Origin of the sequence: Candidatus Njordibacter sp. Uisw_039 (assembly GCF_047730075.1) — a bacterium.
In the GTDB taxonomy this organism is placed as follows: domain Bacteria; phylum Pseudomonadota; class Gammaproteobacteria; order Pseudomonadales; family Balneatricaceae; genus Njordibacter.
The window spans coordinates 1878143-1903162 of record NZ_CP159831.1 but is presented as its reverse complement, the minus strand read 5'-3'; the positions used below and the strand labels follow the sequence as shown (position 1 = coordinate 1903162).

Genomic DNA, 25020 nt, shown 5'->3' with positions numbered 1-25020 from the left:
TAGTATGCAGTATGCGGTTGGTGGTTTTTAATAAATGGCCAACCGCCATTCTTGTTTCCAGACTGACAACTAAAGACCGATGATTATGACCGATACTTTTGCTATTGAATTAACCGATATTGATAAGCGCTTTGGTGCTGTGCATGCGAACGACAAAGTATGCTTGCAAGTTAAGCAGGGTAATATTCACGGCATTGTTGGCGAAAACGGTGCGGGTAAATCCACACTAATGAGTATTCTGTATGGCTTTTATCAAGCTGATGCAGGACAAATTGATGTATTAGGCCAGGCCTATACATTTACAGATTCCCACCAAGCTATTGCTGCAGGCATTGGCATGGTGCACCAGCATTTTATGCTGGTTGAAAACTTCACAGTATTAGAAAACGTGATTTTAGGCAGCGAGGGTGGTGCGTTGTTGGCTAATGGTTTAACTGCGGCACGTAAAGAGCTCACCCGCTTAGGCGATGAATATGGCCTAAAGGTGGACTTAGATGCCACCATAGATACCCTGTCTGTAGGTTTACAGCAACGAGTGGAAATCCTTAAAGCACTCTATAAAGGCGCAGAAATATTAATTTTAGATGAGCCAACCGGTGTCCTAACTCCCCAAGAAACAGAAGAGTTGTTCCGTATTTTTGGTGCCCTTAAGCAACAGGGTGTCACTATCATGTTAATTACCCATAAATTACGTGAAATTATGTCCATTACAGACCAAGTGTCTGTCATGCGTGCAGGTCAAATGGTAGCCCACAGAGACACAAAGCAAACTAGTAGAGAAGAATTGGCAGAACTGATGGTAGGCCGTAAGGTGCTGTTGCAGGTGGATAAAAACCCAGCCAATGTGCGGGAGCCATTGATGAAGGTTAAGCGTTTAACGGTGGCTGATAGTCAAGGTGTTGAGCGTTTAAAAGATGTCAGTTTTGAGCTGCGTGCGGGTGAAGTGTTAGGCGTGGCAGGGGTATCTGGTAACGGCCAGACAGAACTTTTAGAAGCGTTATCAGGCATTGCGCCTATGACCAGTGGCACTATAGAAGTACTAGGTTTTGAAATGGATCCGAAACACCCATTGACACCAGATAGGTTGCGAGAGCTTGGTTTAGCCCATGTGCCTGAAGATCGCCAACGTATGGGTTTAATTACCGATTTTAGCGCCAGTGAATCAGCCCTTTTAGGCTATCACACAGACCCTAAAATCAACTCAGGTATTTGGCTTAGTAACAGCAAGGTTGAGGCCAATTGCCAAGCCCTAATGAAGGCTTTTGATGTGCGTCCAGCTGATCCTCATTTAAAATCTGGCAATTTCTCTGGTGGTAATCAGCAAAAGCTTATTTTGGCGCGGGAAATGGAACGTAATCCTGATGTATTGCTCATAGGCCAACCCACTCGCGGTGTCGACATTGGTGCTATTGAGTTTATCCATCAGCGTATTATAGACATGCGTGATGCTGGTAAGGCTGTGCTACTGGTATCGGTAGAGTTAGACGAAATCATGTCTGTGAGTGATCGCATTATTGTTTTATGTGATGGTGAAATAAGTGGCCGTATCAATGCCGCCGATGCCGACGAACGCACCTTGGGTTTGATGATGGCTAATGCCTTAGATCCCCTAGACCCCTTACAAACTATGGATGATTATAATGCGTCCTCTGGGCAGGTCTCCAGTCAGGAAGCTCAACTATGAAACGTGATACCCGCATAGCTTGGATCAACCGGCTAATATTACCACTACTTAATATACTGACTGCCTTTGCCGTAACAGCAGTGGTTTTTTGGCTAATTGATGTCAATCCTATTGAGGCGGCTGAAGTGCTGCTCTATGGTGCCTTTGGCTATCAGGAAGGCATCGGCTATACCATTTATTATACCACTAACTTTATCTTCACCGGTTTAGCAGTAGCAGTGGCGTTCCATGCTGGCCTGTTCAACATTGGCGGCGAAGGCCAAGCCTATGTGGGTGGTTTGGGCGCTGGCTTAGCAATACTTATGTTGGACCCTACACTCGGGGCCTGGGTGTTTATCCCTGCAAGTATTATAGGCGCATTGATCTTTGGTGGGCTGTGGGCCCTTATTCCGGCGTATTTACAGGCCTATCGTGGTAGCCACATTGTAATCACCACCATAATGTTTAATTTTTTGGCAGCCTCACTTATGGTTTATCTGATGGTGCATGTGCTGCGTGATACTGGGCAAATGACACCCCAAAGTGAACTGTTCCCTACCAATGCATGGATGCCGTTTGTCCATGATGTGGCGGCAGGGCTAGGCTATAACATTGAAGCCTCACCACTGAATTTATCTGTCCTTTTAGCTTTGGTTTGCGCTGTATTGGTTTGGTTTTTCTTATGGCAAACTCGCTGGGGTTTTGCAATTCGTGCTACGGGCAAGAATGGCACTGCGGCTGTATATGCTGGTATTAAACCTAAACACATTATTATTGTGGTGATGTGTATTTCTGGTGCTTTAGCGGGTTTAGTGAGTGTTAACGAACTAGTGGGGTATCAGCATCGGCTGATTATAGACTTTCATGTAGGTTATGGGTTTGGTGGTATCGCAGTAGCGTTGATGGGCCGTAATCATCCTTTAGGGATTATTGTGGCAGCCCTGTTATTTGGCACTTTATACCAAGGTGGTGCCGAGCTTGCTTTTGAAATGAGCAACATTTCTCGTGACATTGTAGTGGTGATGCAAGGCTTGGTAATCTTATTCTGTGGGGCTTTAGATTACATGTACCGGCCTTGGTTAATCCGTCGCTTAGCGCCAGTTACAAAGCAGGAAGAGTTAGTAGGGGCGGCAATATGAGTGATTTATTTTTAACTGTACTGTTGACCTTAGACGCTACCCTACGTGTGTCTACACCACTTATTTTGGCCGCTATGGCAGGGTTGTTTGCGGAGCGTTCTGGGGTGGTAGATATTGGACTAGAAGGAAAGATGCTGGCCTCGGCCTTTGCTGCGGCCAGTGTTGCCGCAGTGGTAGGTTCTCCATGGGCCGGATTGGGTGCTGCTATTATTGTCTCCTGTAGTTTAGCAATGCTGCATGGTTTCGCTTCTATTACTCACCGTGGTGACCAAATTGTGAGTGGCGTTGCCATCAACATATTGGTGGGTGGATTAACCATTATTTTAGGTTTGGCATGGTTTCATCAAGGTGGTTTAACACCAGCGCTAAATAATGATTCGCGCTTCCTTTCTATTACTTTACCGTTTGCTGAGCAACTGGCCTTTATTCCTGTGCTGGGCCCTATCTACAAAGAATTAATCAGTGGCCATACTATTTTGGTGTACGTAGCCTTTGCTGTGGTGCCGATGGTTTGGTGGGTGGTATTTCGCACGCGTTTTGGTTTGCGCCTTCGGGCTGTAGGTGAAAACCCTACGGCTGTCGATACTGCTGGTTTATCAGTAATTAAACTACGCTATAAAGCGCTTATTATTGGTGGTGTCTTGTGTGGTGTTGCAGGTGCTTATCTGAGTACCGCTCACAATGCCCAGTTCACCAGAGATATGACAGCAGGGCAGGGCTATATTGCTTTAGCAGCCCTTATTTTTGGGAAGTGGCGTCCACTCACTGTGATGTTGGCGTGTTTGTTGTTTGGTTTCTTAGATGCGCTGGCTGTGCGCCTTCAGGGTGTAGCTATCCCCGGTATCGGCGAAATTCCGGTACAGTTTATTGAAGCCACTCCTTATTTGCTTACTGTGATTTTGTTAGCTGGTTTTATTGGCCGTGCTATACCCCCTAAAGCCGCTGGTAAGGCCTACGTTAAGGAACGATGACTATGTCTACATCAACCACTGAAACCGATTATATAAATGCTGTAAAGCAAGCTATGGATAAGGCCTATGCGCCTTACTCTAATTACCCTGTTGGTGCTTTAATAGTGACCGAAAATGGCCAAACCTTTGCTGGCTGTAATGTTGAAAATGCCAGTTACCCAGAAGGTAATTGTGCAGAAACAGCTGCCATTGCTGCCATGGTAATGGCAGGCCATCAACGCATTCAAAAAATATATATTATGAGCCAAGATGATCAAGGTGCTACGCCTTGCGGTGGCTGCCGTCAGCGTATTCGCGAATTTTCTGACAACAATACCCCTGTCATTTTGTGTTCTACAACAGGGGTACAGCGACGCTTACCCCTAGCAGAATTATTGCCCCACGCATTTGGCCCGGAGTTTTTATTATGAGTCAGATAGGTGCCTGTTTAGCAGCTATTAACCGCGTTGCTAGAGGTTTTGTGCCACAAGTAGGTATGGTGCTGGGCTCGGGTTTGGGCTCTTTTGCAGACCAAGTAAATGCCCTAGTTAGCATTAGCTTTGATGAGTTACCCGGTTTTCCTCAAGCTGGTGTGGGCGGTCATGCAGGACGTTTAGTGCTGGGCCATGTTGGTGGCACCCGCGTAGCTGTATTGCAGGGCCGAGCCCATTATTATGAACATGGTCAAGCCAATGTCATGGCCGTTGCTATTGAAACCTTTAAAGCCATGGGCTGTGAGGCACTTATTCTTACTAACGCTGCAGGTAGCATGGTGACTGACGCGGGGCCAGGCAGTGTAATGTTGCTAACAGATCACATTAACATGACTGGTGTATCGCCATTGTTTGGCGCCCAAGGTAACCAACGTTTTGTAGACATGACACAGGCATACCACCACGGCATGAACGATGCCATGCGTAAGGCTGCTAAGGCCAATGATGTAATTTTACACGAAGGCGTTTACGCTTGGATGTGTGGACCTAATTTTGAAACTCCTGCAGAAATCCGTGCCCTTAAGGTGCTGGGTGCTCAAGCAGTAGGCATGTCTACAGTGCCAGAAGTGATTTTAGCCAGACACCAGGGTTTACCTTTATGTGCTTTATCCATTGTCACCAATTACGCCGCAGGCATGAGTCCGACACCGTTAAGTCATGAGCAAACAATGGAATATGCCAAGATGGCCATTGATGATGTTGAACGGTTGTTGAATGCCTTCTTGCAGGGCTATGAGGTACCAGTGTGACATTAACTTATTTACCACAAGAACTGATCCGCAAAAAGCGTGATGGACTAGTTCTTACAGATGCTGAAATTACCTTTATGGTGCAGGGTATAACCAGTGGGCAGTTGAGTGATGCTCAGTTAGGTGCATTTGCTATGGTTGTGTTCCAGCGGGGAATGACTATGGCAGAACGCATCACCTTGACGAAACAAATGATGCACTCTGGTAAAGTATTGAGCTGGCAAAAGCTGGATCTAGATGGCCCTGTTGTTGATAAACACTCCACTGGTGGCGTAGGGGATAAGGTAAGTTTGATGCTTGGGCCTATCGTTGCTGCATGTGGTGCCTACGTACCGATGATTTCTGGCCGTGGCTTAGGTCACACAGGTGGCACTCTAGATAAATTTGACAGTATTCCAGGTTACAACGCTTACCCCGATGAAGACTTGTTTAAGTCTCTAGTAAAGCGAGTAGGCTGTGCCATTATTGGCCAAACGGCTGAGCTAGCGCCCGCTGACCAGCGTCTTTATGCTACCCGTGACGTTACCGCGACTGTGGAATCTATTGATTTAATTACTGCGTCTATTTTATCTAAAAAGCTTGCTGCGGGCTTAGACGCTTTAGTTATGGACGTTAAAACTGGTAATGGTGCTTTTGCAGCAGAAATGAGCATGGCGCAAGAATTAAGCCAGAGTATTTCGCAAGTGGCCACCGGTGCAGGTGTGCCGACACGCTGCCTAATTACTGACATGGATCAAGTATTAGGCCGCAATGTGGGTAATGCGGTGGAGATGGCTGAATGTATCGACTTTTTACTTAATCCTACCCAAGCAGACCCGCGTTTACTCGACATTACTATTGAGTTGGCAGCTCACATGCTAGACATTAGTGGTGTAACAGGCAGCTTAGATGTTGCCAGAGATAAAGCCTCCGCAGCACTCAATAAAGGCCATGCAGCACAGGTATTTGCAGACATGGTAGTAGGCCTTGGAGGGCCTGCAGATTTGCTTGAAAAGCCAGCACATTATTTACCCCAAGCACCTATGGTTAAGCCTATTGTGGCGACCCAAGCAGGCTATGTTTCAGCTATGGATGTGCGTGGCATTGGTTTGTCACTGGTTAGCCTCAAAGCAGGGCGGAGCAAAGCTGACGATGCAATTGATTACGCTGTAGGCCTAAGTGATATGGTTCAAATGGGTGACTATATTGAGCAGGGCCAAGCGTTGGCTGTGGCTCATGTTCGTACCGATGAACAGTTAGACCTTGTCAACCAACAGCTCCCTAGCTTAATTCAATTGGCACCCGAGGTACCTGCTGCTCAAGCGTTAGTTAAAGAGTTCTATCAGGCTTAGGCATTACAAATTTGTACCCAACTGTAGGGTACTAAACGATAAAGATAAAACCATGAACAGAGCCATTATTTTAATTTTAGATTCACTGGGCCTCGGTGCTAGTGCTGATGCTGCCAAATATGGTGACCAAAACTCTGATACCTTTGGTCATATCGTAGAGGCGTGTGAGGCTGGATTAGCCAATAATGATCAACGTCAGGGCCCTCTAAAAATTCCAAATCTCTTGCGTTGGGGGTTAGGTGCAGCATCTGTAGGTAGCCGTAAACGTAGCTTGCCTCTTGAGACCCATGTTGATGTGCAAGGTGCCTATGGCCACGCCGTAGAAGTGAGTAGTGGTAAAGACACACCCAGTGGTCATTGGGAAATTTGTGGCCTACCAGTGCCCTTTGACTGGGGCACCTTTCCTGAACAAGACAATTGTTTTCCTGCTCAACTGATGAAAGATTTGTTGGCCCAAGGTAACATTGAAGGCACCTTGGCAAATAAGCACGGTTCTGGCACAGATGTGTTGGTTGCGTATGGTGAAGAACATCTCCGCACTGGCTACCCTATTTGTTATACCTCTGCCGATTCTGTATTTCAAATTGCAGCCCACGAAGACTCCTTTGGCCTAGAAAGGCTATACGCTTTGTGTGAAGTTGCCAAAAAGCTAGTCGACCCACTCAACGTAACCCGTGTTATTGCACGGCCTTTTAAAGGTACGTGTGGTGCTGATTTTGAGCGCACTGCTAACCGCAGAGATTTAACCACACCACCGATAGGCCCAACGCTATTGGATCACATTCAAGATAAGCAGGGCACAGTGGTATCTGTAGGCAAAGTGGGTGACATATTTGCCCATAAGGGTGTTAGCTATACGGTGAAAGCGGCTGATAACACAGGATTAGTAGACCAATTGTTAGACCAAATGGACAAGGTGAAAGAAGGCTTATTATTTGTCAATCTTGTCGATTTTGACAGTAAGTATGGTCATCGTCGTAACGTAGCCGGTTACGCTAATGCACTAGAAGAGTTCGATGCTAGATTGCCAGAAATCGAAGCTAGGATGGAACAGCAAGATTTAGTGTTACTGAGTGCAGACCACGGTTGCGATCCTACTTGGCCTGGTTCCCACCATACCCGTGAGCACGTGCCAGTGGTGTTCTACGGCAACTACTGTGGCGCTCCCGTGCAAGCTGGTGACCTAGGTGAGAGAGCAAGTTTTGCCGATATGGGACAAACTGTGGCACAGCATTTAGGCCTTGTGCCCTTAGGCTACGGCACTGCCTGTGAGTTAAATTAATTTTTTTGTTAGAGTAAAACGAGTATTTGATGTCTGCATTATTAGCCAATAAAATTCAAAAACTACCTAAGGTAGAGCTTCATAGTCACCTAGAGGGTTGCATACAACCGAACCTAGTGCGCACCATTGCAGAACGTAATGGCATTAGCCTTAAACATGGTTTGTTTACCACCGATGACACGTTTGCATGGGGTGATTTTGTTGAGTTCTTGCAAGCCTATGACGAAGCTAGTTTTTGTCTCCGTAAGGCGCAAGACTATCGCGACATTATGTACACCTACATGGAGCAGTGTGCTGCAGAAGGTACAATTTACGCCGAAACTTTTATTTCTCCAGATCACGCTGCAGCTGTGGGCATGAGCTACGAGGATATGTTATCTGGCTGTATTGAGGGCATTAACGATGCTGAGCGTGACTTTGGTATTGTTGGTCGTTTAATTATCTCTTGCATACGCCATCTAGGCCCAGACCAAGCCCTTGTGATAGCTCAGCAACTAGCCGACAACCCACATCCTTACATTGTGGGTTTTGGCATGGGTGGTAATGAATCTACGTATACTCAAGCCGACTTTGCGCCTGCGTTTAATATTGCTGCGGCAGCTGGTTTTGCCTGCACCACCCACGCTGGAGAAATATTAGGCCCAGAAAGTGTATGGGACGCTATTGATAACCTACCAGTGACCCGTATTGGCCATGGTGTACGGAGTGCTGAAGATCCAGCACTTATGGCAGAATTAGCAAAACGGGGCATCGCCTTAGAAGTTTGCCCTGGCAGCAATATAGCCTTGTCTGTGTACCCAGATCTTGCCAGCCATCCGCTCAATAAAATCTTAAAAGCGGGAATTAGTATCAGCCTTAACTCTGATGATCCACCGTTCTTCGACACTACTGTAGGCACTGAATATCACTCTGGTGCCAAGGATTTTGGTTTAGACCTGGAGCAGCTGCGCAGCATTTCTCGTATGGCCATGGAAGCGTCCTTTGCAGATGCGGACACTAAGACTCGTTTGTTGGCCGTGATTGGTTAATAATTAGAGCCCCTTAACATTACTTGGAAAACATTATGGTTGATTCCCCAATACGTCCTTTCCACCTCGCGGTCCCCATCAGGGATATTGCCGAATCGAGGGTTTTTTATGGTCAATTACTTGGTTTGAGCGAGGGTCGTTCTAGCGAAGAATGGATTGATTGGAATCTCTACGGCCACCAGTTAGTCACCCACCTTAATCCAAACTTAGGCCCAGAAGGTAAAGTCTCTGTTCATGTTAATGGGGTTGATGGCAAAGGTGTTCCAGTACCGCATTTTGGGGTAGTGCTTACACTTAAAGACTGGCAGCAATTGGCGCAAAGGCTAACGGGCAAAGTGGCGTTCATTATTGAGCCCCACACTCGTTTTAAAGGCGAACCGGGGGAGCAATCCACCTTATTTTTTAGCGACCCTAGTGGCAATGCGTTGGAGTTTAAAGCCTTCGCTGACTTGGATCAGTTGTTCGCCAAGTAATATACCCTTTGGGGGCAGCGGGATTACTTAGTTCTGTTGTCTATGACCCGTTTTGCTTTGCCTTCAGAGCGGGGTAACTGTTGGGGAGCTTCAATGACGATAGTTGCAGATATGCCGATAAAGGTTTTTATTTTCTGGCTTAGCAAGTTAATTAATTGTTCGTTAGTTTGTGTCGACTGTCCTGACTCAGACTCAACTCTAACTGTTACCGTGTCCATGTTTCCCTGTTTGCCTATTTCGATTAAATAATGAGGCGCAAGCCCTTTAATAGCGCAAACTTGTTCTTCAATCTGACTTGGAAATACGTTAACTCCACGAATAATTAACATGTCGTCGCTACGGCCGGTTATTTTATCCATGCGGCGCATTGTTCTAGCTGAGCCGGGCAATAAACGAGTAAGGTCCCGTGTGCGATAACGGATCATTGGCATGGCTTCTTTTGACAAGCTGGTAAATACAAGTTCACCTTCTTCGCCCTCTGGTAGCACTTCACCTGTTATCGGGTCAATTATTTCTGGGTAAAAATGATCTTCCCATATAGTAGGCCCATCTTTTGTTTCAATGCATTCTTGGGCCACACCTGGCCCCATTATTTCTGATAAGCCATAAATGTCTACTGCATCTATAGCCATACGATTCTGAATGTCTTCGCGCATAGCGTTGGTCCAAGGCTCTGCACCAAAAATGCCGGTACGTAATGACAATTTTTCAGGATTGATACCTTGACGATAGATTTCATCAGAGATATTTAACATATAAGATGGTGTTACCATAATGATGTCGGGGTCAAAATCTTTGATCAATTGAACTTGTTTTTCAGTTTGACCGCCACTCACCGGAATAACAGTGCAGCCCAATCGTTCAGCACCATAATGCGCGCCTAGGCCTCCAGTGAATAATCCATAGCCATAGGATATATGTACCTTATCCTTTGGCCGCCCACCTGCAGCATATATTGATCGCGCCACTAAATTCGCCCAAATATCGATATCCTTTTGGGTATAGCCAACTACTGTGGGTTTGCCAGTGGTACCACTTGATGCATGAACACGGACAATTTGCTCCATGGGTGTGCAGTACATGCCAAAAGGATAGTTGTCCCGTAGGTCAGATTTGGTTGTGAATGGGAATTTACTGATGTCGTCAAGGGTTGTTAAATCGTCTGGATGAACACCAACATCATCAAACTTTTTTTTGTATACAGGAGAGTTGTTATAAGCGTGTTGAAGCGTTTGCTTTAGGCCTTGTAGTTGTAAATGGCGTAGTTCATCCAAACTAGCCGTTTCAATAGCATCAAAGCCTATTTTATCACCTGTCATGTCGCACTCCAAAGAAAATAGTATGGGTCAATTAAGCGTTTAAAATTATATAGTACACTTTATTTGTCTTTATAAATAAAGTGTATCACAATGAAATTTAGATGTACCTTGTTGCGTTTAAATTTGTCTTTTTGAAGGCCTATTTTGGGTGGCGTTTGTTTTTGTGTGTAGAAGGTTCCGTTGATTTAAAATTAGTGATACATAAATTTGACTTAAATTAATTTAGATGTATCATTAGTGGCGATGTGTTGATTTTTAAAGCAGGGTGTACAGCTGTGCTTATTAGTAAGAGTTATATAATGAAATCAAAGAGTTATGCTTGTGGTTCGTGGATTCAAGGTGGCCCTGGTGGCACCGAAGTATGTGATGCTGTAAATGGAAAAATCATCTGCAATGTCAGTAGTACAGGTTTAGATTTTGAAAAGATGGTTGAGTATGGACGTACTCTTGGTAGTGTTGCCCTGGGTGACATGACTATTCATGAGCGTGCCAATGCAGTAAAAAATGTAGCTAAACACCTACTAACTAAAAAAGATTACTTTTACCAAATTTCATCGAAAACCGGTGCTACTAAATTGGATAGCTGGATCGACATCGACGGTGGCTTAGCCACTATGTTCAGCTATTCGGGTATCGCGCGAAGAGAGTTTGCTAATGAAACGTTTATTGTAGAAGGGCCACCAGAGACACTTTCGGCCAATGGCACCTTTTCAGCTCGACATATACTAACCTCAAAAAAAGGGGTTTCAGTACACATTAATGCGTTTAACTTTCCGTGTTGGGGCATGCTTGAAAAAATTGCTCCCAGTTTAATTGCTGGTGTTCCCGTTATTGTGAAGCCCGCAACTGTTTCTGCGTATTTAACTCAGGCAGTGGTTGAAGAAATCGTGGCTTCTAAGATATTGCCAGAGGGTGCTATCCAGTTAATTTGTGGTGGTGTAGGTGATTTGCTAGATCATCTTAATGAGCAAGATGTGGTGACCTTTACAGGGTCGGCAACGACAGGTAAACAATTACGATCTCACCCCAATATTATCGACAATAGTATTCCATTTAATATGGAAGCTGATTCGCTTAACTGTTCTATTTTGGGTCAAAGTGTATCTGTTGACGATCCAGAGTTTGCATTATTTATTAAAGAAATTAGCAGTGAAATGACTGCCAAGGCGGGTCAAAAATGCACTGCTATTCGGCGTGTCATTGTGCCGGCAACTAAAGTTGATGCAGTTACTGAGGCATTAAAATCACGCCTAGACAAGGTTGTGATGGGAGACCCTACTGCTGAAGGTGTTCGTATGGGTCCTCTAGTGGGACGCAGTCAGCGCACAGATATTCGAAACGCAGTGGCTGCACTGAGTCAGCATTGCGAGGTTATGTATGGTGGTAATGACGCTAACATTCAGCTGGTGGGAGACGGCGTAGAAGAAGATGCTTTTTATCCTCCTACATTATTATACTGTGCCAAACCATTGGCTACTGATGCACCTCATAGCATCGAAGCGTTTGGCCCGGTTAGTACCATTATGCCTTATGACTCTATTGACCAAGCTGTTGCAATTGCACGCTTGGGAAAAGGCAGCCTGGTAGGGTCTATTGTCACTTATGACGACCATGAAGCAACACAAATTATTATGGGTGCAGCGGCCTTTCATGGCCGTATGTTAGTCCTTAATCGTGATTGTGCTAAAGAATCAACAGGCCACGGTTCACCATTGCCTACCCTAGTGCACGGTGGTCCTGGTCGAGCTGGCGGTGGTGAAGAACTTGGTGGGTCTCGTGCTATAAAACACTATATGCAACGCACAGCAATCCAAGGCTCGCCGACTACCTTGATGGCAATAACCCGTGAATATATGGCGGGGGCGAAAACATCCAGCACTGATCGACACCCGTTTCGTAAATACTTTGAAGAACTCGTGGTAGGGGAGAGTTTAACAACCCATCGCCGCACAGTGACTGAGGCCGATATTGTTAATTTTGGCTGCCTATCAGGCGACCATTTCTATGCACATTTTGATGAAATAGCTGCTAAAGATTCTTTATTTGGACAACGTGTTGCCCATGGTTATTTTATCATCTCAGCGGCGGCCGGCATGTTTGTTGACCCAGCCCCTGGTCCTGTTTTGGCGAATTATGGATTGGAAAATCTGCGGTTTATTGAACCGGTGCATATTGGTGACACCATACAAGTAAAGATAACTGTTAAGCAAAAGATTAAAAAAGACCGGCGCCCTGAAGATAAGAGTCCTACGGGTGTAGTGTTATGGGACGTAGAAGTAACTAAGCAAGATAAGGTTATTGTAGCACTGTATGACATTTTGACATTGGTTGAGCGCAAACGCGATTAATGGCTATTTAGGTTGATGGCTGCTGGCATTAAATCGAGGTCGGTTTTGTTGAACCTCAGCTAATGGTTGAACTTGTTGTAAGCTGGTATGGCAACGTTTTGTGAGGTTTTTGTACTCGAGTGTGCCATCGCTTTTCCAAGCCACTTCTTGATCGCTTAGCTGACGTTTTATGTTGGCAGGGCTGCCAGCAAGTAAGCTTCTCGGTGGGCATTGAAAACCTGATTTAACAAAAGCGGTGGCAGCGACAAGCGATTCGTCACCAATGATAGCGTCGTCCATGATGACTGCGTTCATGCCGACTAAGGCATTACGTCCAATGTGGCAACCGTGCAAGATTGCTCCGTGACCAATGTGGCCATCTTGCTCGATGACACAGTCCTTATTAGGGAAACTGTGCACCACGCAGGTGTCTTGAACATTGCAGCCTTGGTTAAGTATTATTCTGCCAAAATCGCCACGTAGAACGGCATTGGGGCCAATGTAACAGTCTTTGCCAATAATGACGTCACCTATTAAAACGGCGGTAGGGTGCACATAGGCGCTAGGGTCGACAACGGGAATAAGATCTTCTATAGCATAAATTGGCATAGTGGATTCCGAGTAAATAGTTAAACATCTTCAGTGATGCTTTATGGTTACTTATATAAACAATAGTGTCCAGACATTCAGGAAATTAACGAGGAGTAGCTAGTGGAATTCGAAACAATCACTTATCAGGTCAATCGTGGTGTTGGTGTACTTACTTTAAACAGGCCAGCAACACTAAATAGCTTTAATGGTTTGATGCATGAAGATGTTAAAAGAGCCATTAAAGACGCTCAAACTAATGATGCCGTTAGATGCCTAGTGATCACGGGTGAAGGTAGGGGGTTTTGTGCTGGCCAAGATCTTAGTGACCGAGCGGCTAAAGTAACAGATGATGGGCCAGATTTAGGTGATTCTATTGAAAAGTATTATAACCCCCTGATCCGCAATATTATGACCATGGAAAAGCCTGTAATTTGTGCTGTAAATGGCGTTGCTGCGGGCGCTGGTGCCAGTATTGCACTTGCTTGCGATATTGTACTTGCCGCCCGCAGTGCCAAATTTGTGCAGGCTTTTAGCAAGATAGGTCTTGTTCCTGACTCAGGAGGCACTTTTAATTTACCTCGTGCCTTAGGTTTACCAAGGGCAAAAGGATTAGCGCTGTTAGGCGATAAGTTATCGGCTGAACAAGCGGAACAGTGGGGCATGATCTGGCAATGTGTTGACGATGATACTTTAATGGAAGAAACATTGGCACTAGCAGAGCGACTAGCTTCGCTGCCACCCCTAGGCTTGGCAATGACCAAAAAGTTGCTTAATGATTCGTTTTCAACCCCATTACATCAACAATTGGAAATAGAAAAAGAAACCATGCGCTGGTTGGGCAAAACAGACGATTACCAAGAAGGCGTAAGTGCATTTATGGAAAAACGCCAACCGAGTTTTACTGGGAAATAATATGAGTCAACAATCTAAGGATCAAGCAAGGGATCAGCAATTAGCTGAAGATTGTGCACAGCAACTGTTCGCCCAAGACGCGGCCTCTAAAGCTTTGGGCATTTCCATTGGAGCTATAAAGCCTGGTTGTGCAACAGCCACGATGACCGTTACAGATGCAATGTTAAATGGCTACAAAACTTGTCATGGTGGCATGATTTTTAGTTTGGCAGACTCTGCTTTTGCGTTTGCTTGTAACTCTCAAAACCAGGCTGCCGTAGCTGCAGGCTGCACCATTGATTTTTTACGCCCTGGAGTGCTGGGTGACCAGCTAAGTGCCACTGCAACACAACGATATCAAGGTAAGCGTAGTGGTATTTATTACGTGGAAGTGACTAATCAAAACGCCCAGTTAGTGGCATTATTTAAGGGCAATTCGGCCCGAGTTAATGCCAGTGTATTACCCGACGCAACGACACCTAAAGCTTAATTGCTCGATATAACATGCCCTGACAATGGGCACTGAGGAATAACCAATGAATGATGCCTTTATCTGTGATGCCATTAGAACACCGTTTGGTCGATATGGCGGCAGCCTTGCCAGTGTGCGTGCTGACGATTTGGGTGCGGTGCCTATAAAGGCACTGATGGACCGTAATCCCAGTGTCGACTGGGCTTGTGTTGATGATGTTTTTTATGGCTGTGCTAATCAAGCAGGTGAAGACAATCGTAACGTTGCTCGCATGAGTGGTTTATTGGCAGGTTTGCCCATTGATGTACCCGGGATGACACTAAATCGGCTGTGTGGTTCTGGTATTGATGCTGTAGGTACGGGTGCTAGAGCGATACGCAGTGGTGAAGCAGACTTAATTATTGCTGGTGGTGTTGAGTCTATGTCGCGCGCACCATTTGCTGTAGCAAAAGCTAATACGGCGTTTAGTCGGCAGTCTGAAATGTTTGATACAACCATAGGTTGGCGTTTTGTTAACCCTCTAATGAAACAGCAATATGGCGTTGATTCTATGCCAGAAACTGCTGAGAACGTCGCTGAGCAGTTTCACATAGACCGTGCTTCTCAAGATGCATTCGCATTCTCAAGCCAAACACGTGCTGCAAAAGCACAAGCGGATGGTATTTTCGCAGAAGAAATTGTGCCAGTACGGATCCCTCAACGAAAAAAAGAAGATATTGTCTTTGCACAAGATGAACATCTCCGACTAAGTAGCCTAGAAACTCTGAGTAAATTGGCTACCCCATTTCGTGATGGTGGCAGTGTAACCGCAGGTAATGCTTCGGGTGTTAATGATGGTTCTTGCGCCTTGTTATTGGCATCACGTGAGGGCATTAAACACCACGGCTTAACCCCAAAAGCCCGTATTTTAGGTATGGCAACGGCAGGTTTGGAACCTAATATCATGGGGTATGGCCCTGTAGCAGCTACGCTAAAAGTGCTAGAAAAAACCAGCCTGAGCCTTGATCAAATGGATGTGATTGAATTGAATGAAGCTTTTGCTGCACAAGGCCTCGCTGTAATGCGAGCATTAGATATTGCTGACGATGCGGCCCATGTTAACCCTAATGGTGGCGCTATTGCGTTAGGCCATCCTCTTGGGGCTAGCGGTGCTAGGTTAGTTACAACCGCCATGTATCAGCTGCACCGAACTAATGGCCGGTATGCCTTATGCACGATGTGCATTGGTGTTGGGCAAGGCATTGCACTGATTATTGAACGCGTATAAATATACCCAACTGTGGGTACCATTTGTGTGCCTACCAAATGCAGCATAACGAATTAACCCTGGCTAAACATGGTGAATAAAATGATCACAAACACGACACCCGAAACTGAATTAGAACGACTATTTCAGACCAAAATTGATGCCGAGCAAAAAATTGAGCCTAAAGATTGGATGCCTGATGCCTATCGTCAAAATTTAATTCGTCAAATGTCACAACATGCACATTCAGAAGTGATTGGTATGCAGCCAGAAGGGAATTGGATTACTCGTGCGCCCTCTTTACGTCGCAAAGCTGTGTTGTTGTCGAAGGTGCAAGATGAAGCGGGTCATGGGTTATACCTATACAGCGCTACCGAAACCTTAGGTATCTCTAGGGCGCAAATGATCGAGGCGTTGCAAACTGGAACAGCTAAATACGCCTCTATCTTTAACTACCCAACCCAAACCTGGGGTGACATGGGCGCCATTGGTTGGTTAGTGGATGGTGCTGCCATATGTAATCAGGTTTCACTGCAGCGTACGTCTTATGGGCCATACGCCAGAAGCATGATTCGTATTTGTAAGGAAGAAAGCTTCCATCAGCGGCAAGGGTATCAAATCATGATTGAGTTGGCTCATGGTACACCTGCTCAAAAAGACATGGCGCAGGATTCCCTTAATCGCTTTTATTGGCCATCACTTATGATGTTTGGTCCCCATGACTCGGAATCAGCCCATTCAGGTCGGTCAATGAAATGGAAAATAAAACGTGAAACGAATGATGACTTGCGCCAAAAGTTCATTGATCAGACGGTTTCACAGATAGACTATTTGGGGCTAGAACATCCAGATAAAGATTTAACATGGAATGAAGGGCGTGGACATTACGACAGTAGTGAGCTTGATTGGGATGAGTTTTATAGCGTCATCAATGGCAATGGCCATTGTAACCGTCAACGGATACAGCATCATGTAAAGGCTCATGAAGACGGGGCTTGGGTGCGCGAAGCTACCGCTGCTTACAATCTAAAAAAACAATTAAAGCTGGCAAAAGATGCGGCTTAATATTTAAGATAATCAAGGACCACGAGACATCATGACTATAGAAAAGCTTGAATTATTTGAAGTGTTCGTTCGCCCAAAGCGTGGACTAGATCACAAACATGTGGGTAGCCTGCACGCCGAAGGTAGGGAGCAGGCGTTAGAATATGCTCGTGATGTTTATACCCGTCGCACTGAAGGTATTAGCATTTGGGTGGTTAAGTCACAAGACATTAGTGCGTCACAAGAAGATGACAATGAATGTTTCTTTGATCCGTCAGATGACAAACCCTACCGGCATGCCACTTATTACCCACTGCCTAAAGAAATCACTACTATGTGAGCGGGAGCCTCGTTATGACGCAATCTACTCAAAATACAGTGGATAGTAAGCAAGACTTAATGAACTATGTTGTGCGCTTGGGGGATGACTCCATCGTGTTAGGGCATCGTATATCAGAATGGGTCAGTGAAGGTCCCTTTCTAGAAGAAGATATCGCACTAGGTAACGTGGCGCTGGACTATATTGGCCGTGCGCGAATGTTTTATGGCTATGCTGCCACCCTAAGTGGTGATGAAAAAACAGAAGATGATTTTGCTTTTTTGCGTGACGAGCGTGAATTTGAAAATTATTTAATTAACGAGTTACCCCGTGGTGACTTTGCTTACACCATTACACGCCAGCTACTGGTTGATTTATATAATAAATACTATTTGCAGGCGCTGACACAATCCACAGACCCTACACTTGTGGCGATCGCACAAAAGGCAGTTAAAGAAACAACGTATCATTGCAGACGTAGCAAATCATGGACCCTCAGGTTAGGTGATGGTACAGAGGAAAGTAAGCGAAGAATGCAATTAGCTATTGATGATATTTGGGGCTACAGTCACGAATTATTTGAATCAGACTTGCTAGAGCAGCGTTTAATTGATGCCGGTATAGCAGTTAATTGTGCTGACTTAAAGCAGCCTTGGCTTGCTGATGTTGAAGCCATTTTTCAACAAGCAGGCCTTAACGTTCCTGAAACAACTTGGGCTGTGCGTGGCGGCCGCAAAGGTTATCATAGTGAGCACTTGGGACACCTGTTAACACAAATGCAGTTCGTCTATCGCTCATTCCCTGGTGCTAAGTGGTAATACGATGACCGCTCTAATACGCTCGTTGATCCCTATGAAGTCAAGCCTTCAATATGAACGTGAAAAATTTCGGAGTAACTCGCAAGTGCCACACTTATGGGCTTTGCTAGATGCAGTGAAAGACCCTGAAATACCTGTTTTGTCTTTGTGGGACATTGGCATACTAAAAGATATTAGCCAACACGGGCAAGGCGTCACTGTAACCATTACACCGACCTATTCAGGCTGTCCAGCCATGGATGTTATTCGTGAAGATATTACTGCTGCCTTACTGAGTGATGGTATTGCCCAAGTGAAAGTTGAACTTGAATTAACCCCGGCTTGGACGACTGATTGGATGACCAGCAAAGGTCGTGAGCAGTTACGTGGTTATGGCATAGCACCGCCAGATGACGTAGTAGACCCTATGCATGGGCATTTGGCGCACGCTGTTGAGTTAACTGAAACTACTCAGGTGCGATGTCCCCATTGTGGTTCCCATGAAACACGTATGGTAAGTGAATTTAGCTCTACGGCTTGTAAAGCGTTATTTCAATGCAATGATTGCAGTGAGCCCTTTGATTTATTCAAACATATTTAGGTAAGATTTGTGTTAGATACTAATTTTTATTCGTTAATAATAAACGACGTTAAACCAGAAACAGAGACTGCTGTTCGGGTGAGTTTTGATGTGCCTAAAGCGTTACAGCGCACCTTTACTTTTAAACCAGGCCAATTTTTAACATTACAAACAGAAATTGAGGGTGAAGCAGTTCGACGGTCCTACTCAATTTGCAGTGGTGTTAATGATGGGCATCTCCGCGTTGGTATCAAGCGGGTAAGGGGTGGACTTTTTTCAAACCATGCCAACGATCAGTTTAAGGTGGGTGACACTATTCAAGTGATGCCACCACAAGGTAATTTTAGTCCACAATTAGATCCCAAACATCAAAAAAATTACATGTGTTTGGCTGTAGGTAGTGGCATTACACCCATTTTGTCAATTATCACCTCGGTCTTAAGCAGCGAACCTAAAAGCAAAGTAACGCTCGTTTATGGCAACAAACGCACAAATACGGTCATGTTTAAAGAAGAGCTTAGTTTCATAAAGAGCCGATATATCAATCGTTTTAAGTGGGTCAACATCATGAGCCAAGAAGACCAAGGTTCTGACGTATTGAAGGGGAAGATCGATAATAAAAAAGGCTATTTATTACAAAAACATAAAATGATTGATATCCTCAATGCTAGCGAAGCGTTTATTTGTGGCCCAGAATCAATGATTTCTGAAGTGTCTCATGGTTTTAGAAACGAAGGCCTTGCCAGCAAACAGATTCACTATGAATTATTTGCAAATTCATCGGCAGATTCTGACCTGATGTTAGAAAAATCAAGATTACGCATACAACAATATGGTGAAGATAAAACCAGTAAAGTGACCATTATTTCTGACGCTCGTTCCATTGATTTTGATTTGGCCACAGTGGGTTCAAATATTTTAGATGCGGGCATGGACAATGGTGTTGAGCTGCCTTATTCCTGTAAAGCAGGCGTGTGTTCTACATGCAAAGCCAAACTAATAAAGGGTAGGGTTGATATGGACATTAGCCATGGGCTTGAGCCACATGAAGTTGAAGCTGGCTATATATTAACCTGTCAGGCACACCCTGTGTCGGACGAGGTGATTGTGAGCTTTGACGATAGATAGGAACAAAGTGACAGATAAAAATAAACGTACTAAAAAGATTCAACAACACATCAAGGACAGCACCATTAGCTGCACATCCATGGTAGTGACTGTATTCGGTGACGTTGTTTCACAGCATGGTAGTTGGGTCTCGTTAGCGAGTCTAATACAGGTGCTAGAACCTTTTGGTTTTAACGAGCGCCAAATCAGAACTTCAGTCTACCGTTTAGTGCAAAATAATTGGCTTCAAGTTAATAAAGTGGGTCGGTGCAGTTACTATTGCTTTACCGACACAGCGACTGGCCATTATGAAAAAGCAGCTCGGCGTATTTACGCTGTAAATCAGCCAGAGTGGGACAATAATTGGACTTTGGTCTTGCCCGTATCTGTACCAGATATGAAACTTGAAGAATTTAGAAAAAGCCTTATATGGCAAGGCTTTAATACCGTAACGAGTGGGCTTTATGCCCACCCTTCATCAGAACGCTCATCACTAGATGAATTAATTCATGAGTTAGGTATCGTCAATGATCTTGTGGTATTCAGTGCATCAACGTCAGATTTAAACTCTCAGGGTGTGCTTAAAGATTTAATAAAAAACCGATGGAAACTGTCTGAGTTAGAAACCTACTACAAGGATTTTCTCTTTTTTTATCGGCCGATCTGTCAAAAAATATTTTTAACTTTGCCTGACCCAGGTGAGTGTTTGCTATTACGTCAGGCAATGATCCACGATTACCGTCGTATTTTACTGCGTGACCCCGATTTCCCTGCTGCAATGTTACCGCCAGGGTGGGTGGGCCACGAAGCCCAAGATCTGGTTAAGCGAGCTTATAAAGTGCTGGCAGAGTCTTCAACTTATTATATTAGTCAAAAAATGAAAAACGCCCAGGGACCAATGCCAGAACCCAATAAACGTTTCTTCACACGCTTTGGTGGTTTAAAACCACACCAGGACTATTAGCTGGCGCTATAATTACGCTACATGCATCTCTATATTGAACATCTAGGATTAACTACAGTGAACCCTTCTCAAAGTAATAAAATTGCCCCAGTAACGTTATTAAACCGTGGTTCAATTGCCGTTATATCCATTGAAAATGCGCCAGTTAACGCGCTGTCTCACGCAGTGCGGGAGGGCATAGTTAGTTGTCTCAAAGCGGCTGAGAAAGATAATGGTGTTAAGGCGATTGTTGTCAGCTGCGTTGGCAGTACATTTATCGCTGGTGCAGATATCTCTGAATTCGGTCAACCTGCCCTAGAGCCCCATTTACCAGATGTGTTGGCGCAATTAGATCGATGTAGCAAACCTATTATTGCTGCATTATTTGGCACGGTCTTAGGTGGAGGCTTCGAAGTGGCGCTGTCTTGTCATTATCGAGTGGCACTCACGCATACTAAACTGGGTTTGCCCGAGGTAACCTTAGGCCTTATTCCAGGTGCAGGTGGCACACAGTTACTGCCGCGGTTGGCTGGCCTGGAAATGGCTTTGGAGATGATTACTTTAGGTAAGCCTCATACCGCTAAAAAACTGTTTGATCACGGTGTTATTGATCTATTGGTTGAAGAAGACTCATCTTTGGCAGAGGGCTCTTTGTTAAAGCAGGCTATTTTGTTTGCCTACACAATATTAGACACAGGCCAAGGTGTTCGGCGTGTCTCTCAAATGAACATTGAGACGAGCGATTCACATGTTGAACTGTTTGACCAGTGGCGTAAAAAAATAGCCAAAAAGGCCCGCGGACAAAAGGCGCCACAATGTGCTATTGATGCGATTGAAAATGCAGTCTTGTTACCTTTTGAAGAGGGCAAAAAGTGCGAACGTGACCTCTTTATAAAATGTCGTGATTCATCCCAATCTACTGCCATGCGGCATGCTTTTTTTGCTGAGCGACGAGCAGCTAAATTACCTGAATGCTATGACAAAACCCAAAATACACCCTTGTTGCCTATTAAACAGGTTGCCGTAATTGGTGCTGGCACTATGGGCGGTGGCATTGCGATGTGTTTTGCCAATGTGGGCCTAAGTGTTAAATTGCTAGAAATGAGTGAAGATAATCTAGCGCGAGGATTATCAGCCATCCGTACGCGTTTTGACCAAGCGCTGAGTCGTGGGTTAATTAATGAGGTGCAACTTGAGCAGCGCATGAGCTTAATTGTAGGTACATGTGATTATGAAGATTTGGCTGATGTGGATTTGGTTGTTGAAGCTGCTTTTGAAACCATGGCTGTTAAACAACAAATATTTTCCACCTTAGATCAAGTGTGCAAAGTGGACGCTATTTTAGCAACCAACACGTCTTATTTGGATATTAATGAAATAGCCCAATCAACCTCTCGCTCACACAAAGTATTGGGTATGCATTTTTTTACCCCAGCCAATATTATGAAACTATTGGAAGTGGTTTGTGCCGATGATACGGACGAACAAACCCTTAAAACCGTGATGGCGTTGGGTAAGAAATTAGGTAAGGTTTCGGTCGCTGTAGGCGTATGTTATGGATTTGTAGGCAACAGGATGTACTCGTGTTATGGGCGCGAAGCGAATATGTTGTTATTGGAAGGTGCAAGCCCAGATCAGATTGATACGGCTATGAGAAACTGGGGTATGGCTATGGGGCCTTTGGCAGTTAACGACATGTCTGGTATCGACATTGCGTATAAAGCGCGCCAAGAGAATGCGATATTGAAGCAAGACCCCCTCTACTTTCGTGCCTCTGACCTCATGGTTGAAGCAGGTCGTTTAGGACAGAAAACAGGAATGGGTTTTTATCGCTATGATAGTGACACGAAGAAACCACAGATTGACGAAAGTGTATTGGTTGTTTTTGCCAAGGAGGCTCTCAAGTTAGGAGTACTTCAGCGTCACAATATTTCTCAAGAAGAAATACAAAATCGCTTGGTGTTTGCTTTAATTAATGAAGGTGCTCGTATTTTGTCAGAAGGCATTGCCACAAGAGCCAGCGATATTGACGCCATTTGGCTAAATGGTTATGGTTTTCCTCGCCACCTAGGAGGCCCTATGTGCTACGCCGATGAAGTAGGCATAGACAAGGTGGTTGCAGGTATTAAAGTGTATCAGGAGCAAGGTAATGGCCTTTACTGGCACACCGCTGAATTGCTTGAGCGGCTTATAATAAGCAGAGGCAAGTTGTCACAACAATAATGTGACCTGTGGTGAGTCTGTACGCAAAGACGGTCATAAATTATGGTCGTAAATAACAGACATAAAAAAACCACAACTAAGTGGCTTAATTAGAATGGCTCCTCGAGCTGGACTCGAACCAGCGACCAATAGATTAACAGTCTACTGCTCTACCAACTGAGCTATCGAGGAATCATAAGGTTTCGCGTTGAGGTTGGCTCCTCGAGCTGGACTCGAACCAGCGACCAATAGATTAACAGTCTACTGCTCTACCAACTGAGCTATCGAGGAATTGCTCAATGCGAGGCGCGAATATTAATGATCTATTGGTCTTGAGTCAAGTCTAAAAAACCACTTTATATGAATAGCTTAAACCTTTTTATAAGGTTGTAGCTGAGCGTTACATTTTTTACCACCTGCGACTCCTGACGAGGGGTAAACAAATACAGGATGGCATTGCTTGTTGCCAAAATCCCAACTGTCAAAAATCTAGTTTTAATATAAATGCATTTAAAAAACGTCAAAATGGTTCAGGCGTTATGTTGATATTATTTTCAACGCCGGTGAAATAACTTCCGTGTTATGATGAATAAATGTTTCAACCCAAGGGAATAACTGTGGATGCTACGGCCAATAAATTACTCGAAATGGTGTTAACACCATTAAATGTCAGCCATCATCAGCTCGTTAATGACAGTCAAAAACACAGTGGCTCAGCCACTGACAGTCACTACAATTTGGTATTGGTGTCTGATGACTTTGCTGGCATTGGTCCGGTGAAACGTCACCAACAAGTTTACGCATTGGTTGGTGAGTTAATGAATAACCCTATTCATGCCCTGGCACTTCACTGCTATACCGCTGACCAGTGGCAGGCTAAGCAAGAAAAGATGCCTGCAACGGCCCCCTGTATGGGTGCTAATAAGGCGAGTTAAGGGACTTTTTATAATTTAAAGATGAGTGTAAGAAATATCAGCCTGATACGACTAACTCATATCCCCCTAACTTATTTACTAGAGAAACTCTATTGGACATACCTTTGCTTTATTGATGCTGGCGTTGTTAGCCGTGTTGACGCTGATGGTCGAAATTAATTTTACCTACCCAACCCAAGACTTTAGATTTGGCTTATTTTCTAGTACTGGAAATCTGGTAAAAGTCCGCTTAGCCGTATTCTTGCTTGGCTAGGTCTAAGATCCAGGTGCGGAAGTGACGCATTGCTGGGTTGTCTAAGGCCTCGTCGGCATAGACTAAGTAGTAGCCATAGTCGTTAAGTTGTACCTCGGATATTGGTATCAATGTGCCTGCGAGCTGTTCGTTTTGGGCTAGGTCGTCGTATAGTGCCATGCCTTGGCCGTCGATGAGTGCCTGTAGGCGCACACTTGGGTCCGGAATGACTAAGTGGCTGCTGTGGGGATAGTAGGCGATTCCAGCGGCATGATGCCATTGTTGCCATGCCCTACTGCCTTCACGGTCTTGTAGTAATGGGGTTTTTTGTAGCACCTGTTTAAGGCCCTCAGCTTTTACTTGGTGGGCCACCTGAGTGCCACCATAGGCCCGCACGGGGCAACTAAATAATTTTTCTACCCTAATATCTTGCCAATGGCCATTGCCCCATCTAATAGCAATGTCGATGCCGTCATTAAGAAAATCTTGTAGGTCGATCATGGGTTGCAGTTTCAATGTAACTTGAGGGTTATGTTGCATAAAACCCATCAATCGTGGCGATAACCATCGGGCGGCAAAATAACTGGACATGCCAACGGTGAGCTGATCGCTGTCTTGTTGGGCTAATTGGTTAATGGTGTTAGTTAAGTGCTTAAAGCTGGTTTTGCTATGAATTAACAAGGTCTGTCCCTGGTCGGTTAAACATACACCTCGTGGTTGGCGTTGAAACACCTGAAAGCCCAATTCATTTTCCAACTTAGCCATCTGATAACTGATCGCTCCTTTGGTCATATATAAAGCTTGGGCAGCTGCGCTATAGCTTTCATAGTTGGCCACCTGAGTAAATAAATGTAACGCATTGAGGGCTTTAAAGGTCATATGTGTGTCTAAATTTTTTGATCGAAT

General features: G+C 44.8%; 24 protein-coding genes and 2 tRNA genes. 21 read left to right on the top strand and 5 right to left on the bottom strand.

All coding sequences use genetic code 11. The features are described 5' to 3' along the window. Nucleotides 1–85: 85 nt before the first annotated feature. From ABXT70_RS09015 to ABXT70_RS08975, 9 genes are read left to right on the top strand one after another with little or no spacing between them, the layout of a single operon-like run. Entirely contained in the window at nt 86–1684 is a 1599-nt protein-coding gene (locus tag ABXT70_RS09015) for an ABC transporter ATP-binding protein (RefSeq protein ID WP_443640157.1), read from the top strand. Beyond that, nucleotides 1681–2802: an ABC transporter permease gene (locus tag ABXT70_RS09010; protein ID WP_443640156.1), complete on the top strand. Its 1122-nt coding sequence runs from the start codon at nt 1681–1683 to the stop codon at nt 2800–2802. The genes ABXT70_RS09015 and ABXT70_RS09010 overlap by 4 nt, the downstream gene beginning before the upstream one ends. Beyond that, nucleotides 2799–3773 carry an ABC transporter permease gene (locus tag ABXT70_RS09005; RefSeq protein WP_443640155.1) on the top strand — a complete coding sequence of 325 codons (975 nt, stop codon included), beginning with the start codon at nt 2799–2801 and terminating at the stop codon, nt 3771–3773. Before ABXT70_RS09010 ends, ABXT70_RS09005 begins: the two co-directional genes overlap by 4 nt. Nucleotides 3774–3775: 2 nt before the next feature. Then, complete coding sequence (gene cdd / locus ABXT70_RS09000; protein ID WP_443640154.1) at nt 3776–4183, top strand: cytidine deaminase; 408 nt, start codon at nt 3776–3778, stop codon at nt 4181–4183. After that, nucleotides 4180–4995 carry a purine-nucleoside phosphorylase gene (locus ABXT70_RS08995; protein WP_443640153.1) on the top strand — a complete coding sequence of 272 codons (816 nt, stop codon included), beginning with the start codon at nt 4180–4182 and terminating at the stop codon, nt 4993–4995. Before cdd ends, ABXT70_RS08995 begins: the two co-directional genes overlap by 4 nt. Next, complete coding sequence (gene deoA / locus ABXT70_RS08990) at nt 4992–6326, top strand: thymidine phosphorylase (RefSeq protein WP_443640152.1); 1335 nt, start codon at nt 4992–4994, stop codon at nt 6324–6326. Before ABXT70_RS08995 ends, deoA begins: the two co-directional genes overlap by 4 nt. Nucleotides 6327–6378: 52 nt before the next feature. Further along, complete coding sequence (locus ABXT70_RS08985; RefSeq protein ID WP_443640151.1) at nt 6379–7608, top strand: phosphopentomutase; 1230 nt, start codon at nt 6379–6381, stop codon at nt 7606–7608. Between the two features lie 29 nt (nt 7609–7637). Continuing rightward, the gene (gene add, locus ABXT70_RS08980) at nt 7638–8636 is read left to right on the top strand and encodes an adenosine deaminase (protein WP_443640150.1); all 999 of its coding nucleotides are present in this window, start codon (nt 7638–7640) and stop codon (nt 8634–8636) included. Between the two features lie 35 nt (nt 8637–8671). Beyond that, the gene (locus tag ABXT70_RS08975) at nt 8672–9109 is read left to right on the top strand and encodes a VOC family protein (RefSeq protein ID WP_443640149.1); all 438 of its coding nucleotides are present in this window, start codon (nt 8672–8674) and stop codon (nt 9107–9109) included. 23 nt (nt 9110–9132) lie between these two features. On the opposite strand, the gene paaK is transcribed toward ABXT70_RS08975, so the two are convergent. After that, nucleotides 9133–10428, bottom strand: coding sequence for a phenylacetate--CoA ligase PaaK (gene paaK, locus ABXT70_RS08970; RefSeq protein ID WP_443640148.1), 1296 nt, complete (start codon nt 10426–10428; stop codon nt 9133–9135). A gap of 299 nt (nt 10429–10727) precedes the next feature. On the opposite strand from paaK, the gene paaZ reads away from it, so the two are divergent. Beyond that, nucleotides 10728–12776, top strand: a complete 2049-nt coding sequence (paaZ, locus tag ABXT70_RS08965) for a phenylacetic acid degradation bifunctional protein PaaZ (RefSeq protein WP_443640147.1) — start codon at nt 10728–10730, stop codon at nt 12774–12776. A 3-nt stretch (nt 12777–12779) separates the two neighbouring features. Here paaZ and ABXT70_RS08960 read toward each other — a convergent pair whose 3' ends face one another. After that, nucleotides 12780–13364: a DapH/DapD/GlmU-related protein gene (locus tag ABXT70_RS08960; RefSeq protein WP_443640146.1), complete on the bottom strand. Its 585-nt coding sequence runs from the start codon at nt 13362–13364 to the stop codon at nt 12780–12782. Nucleotides 13365–13466: 102 nt separating this feature from the next. On the opposite strand from ABXT70_RS08960, the gene paaG reads away from it, so the two are divergent. The 10 genes from paaG to ABXT70_RS08910 all read left to right on the top strand — a co-directional run bounded on the left by paaG (nt 13467) and on the right by ABXT70_RS08910 (nt 22968). After that, the gene (paaG, locus tag ABXT70_RS08955; RefSeq protein WP_443640145.1) at nt 13467–14258 is read left to right on the top strand and encodes a 2-(1,2-epoxy-1,2-dihydrophenyl)acetyl-CoA isomerase PaaG; all 792 of its coding nucleotides are present in this window, start codon (nt 13467–13469) and stop codon (nt 14256–14258) included. 1 nt (nt 14259) lies between these two features. After that, on the top strand, nt 14260–14727 hold the full coding sequence (gene paaI, locus ABXT70_RS08950) for a hydroxyphenylacetyl-CoA thioesterase PaaI (RefSeq protein ID WP_443640144.1): 468 nt from the start codon (nt 14260–14262) through the stop codon (nt 14725–14727). A 46-nt stretch (nt 14728–14773) separates the two neighbouring features. Beyond that, complete coding sequence (pcaF, locus tag ABXT70_RS08945; RefSeq protein ID WP_443640143.1) at nt 14774–15976, top strand: 3-oxoadipyl-CoA thiolase; 1203 nt, start codon at nt 14774–14776, stop codon at nt 15974–15976. A gap of 81 nt (nt 15977–16057) precedes the next feature. Then, nucleotides 16058–17020: a 1,2-phenylacetyl-CoA epoxidase subunit PaaA gene (gene paaA / locus ABXT70_RS08940; RefSeq protein WP_443640142.1), complete on the top strand. Its 963-nt coding sequence runs from the start codon at nt 16058–16060 to the stop codon at nt 17018–17020. A 31-nt stretch (nt 17021–17051) separates the two neighbouring features. Next, nucleotides 17052–17339: a 1,2-phenylacetyl-CoA epoxidase subunit PaaB gene (paaB, locus tag ABXT70_RS08935; protein WP_443640141.1), complete on the top strand. Its 288-nt coding sequence runs from the start codon at nt 17052–17054 to the stop codon at nt 17337–17339. A 14-nt stretch (nt 17340–17353) separates the two neighbouring features. Next, nucleotides 17354–18136: a 1,2-phenylacetyl-CoA epoxidase subunit PaaC gene (gene paaC / locus ABXT70_RS08930; RefSeq protein WP_443640140.1), complete on the top strand. Its 783-nt coding sequence runs from the start codon at nt 17354–17356 to the stop codon at nt 18134–18136. A gap of 4 nt (nt 18137–18140) precedes the next feature. After that, nucleotides 18141–18716 carry a 1,2-phenylacetyl-CoA epoxidase subunit PaaD gene (paaD, locus tag ABXT70_RS08925; protein WP_443640139.1) on the top strand — a complete coding sequence of 192 codons (576 nt, stop codon included), beginning with the start codon at nt 18141–18143 and terminating at the stop codon, nt 18714–18716. 9 nt (nt 18717–18725) lie between these two features. Further along, the gene (locus tag ABXT70_RS08920) at nt 18726–19823 is read left to right on the top strand and encodes a 2Fe-2S iron-sulfur cluster-binding protein (protein ID WP_443640138.1); all 1098 of its coding nucleotides are present in this window, start codon (nt 18726–18728) and stop codon (nt 19821–19823) included. 7 nt (nt 19824–19830) lie between these two features. Beyond that, the gene (locus ABXT70_RS08915) at nt 19831–20766 is read left to right on the top strand and encodes a PaaX family transcriptional regulator (protein WP_443640137.1); all 936 of its coding nucleotides are present in this window, start codon (nt 19831–19833) and stop codon (nt 20764–20766) included. Nucleotides 20767–20823: 57 nt separating this feature from the next. Next, a complete protein-coding gene (locus tag ABXT70_RS08910) occupies nt 20824–22968 on the top strand; it encodes a 3-hydroxyacyl-CoA dehydrogenase NAD-binding domain-containing protein (protein ID WP_443640136.1) in 2145 nt (714 codons plus the stop codon). A 95-nt stretch (nt 22969–23063) separates the two neighbouring features. Here ABXT70_RS08910 and ABXT70_RS08905 read toward each other — a convergent pair. Both ABXT70_RS08905 and ABXT70_RS08900 read right to left on the bottom strand, forming a co-directional pair. Beyond that, nucleotides 23064–23139: transfer RNA gene (locus ABXT70_RS08905), tRNA-Asn, on the bottom strand. Between the two features lie 23 nt (nt 23140–23162). Further along, a tRNA-Asn gene (locus ABXT70_RS08900) sits at nt 23163–23238 on the bottom strand. A 302-nt stretch (nt 23239–23540) separates the two neighbouring features. Here ABXT70_RS08900 and ABXT70_RS08895 point away from each other — a divergent pair. Continuing rightward, complete coding sequence (locus ABXT70_RS08895; RefSeq protein WP_443640135.1) at nt 23541–23882, top strand: BolA family protein; 342 nt, start codon at nt 23541–23543, stop codon at nt 23880–23882. A gap of 229 nt (nt 23883–24111) precedes the next feature. Here ABXT70_RS08895 and ABXT70_RS08890 read toward each other — a convergent pair whose 3' ends face one another. Continuing rightward, nucleotides 24112–24993 carry a LysR substrate-binding domain-containing protein gene (locus tag ABXT70_RS08890; RefSeq protein ID WP_443640134.1) on the bottom strand — a complete coding sequence of 294 codons (882 nt, stop codon included), beginning with the start codon at nt 24991–24993 and terminating at the stop codon, nt 24112–24114. Between the last annotated feature and the right edge of the window lie 27 nt (nt 24994–25020).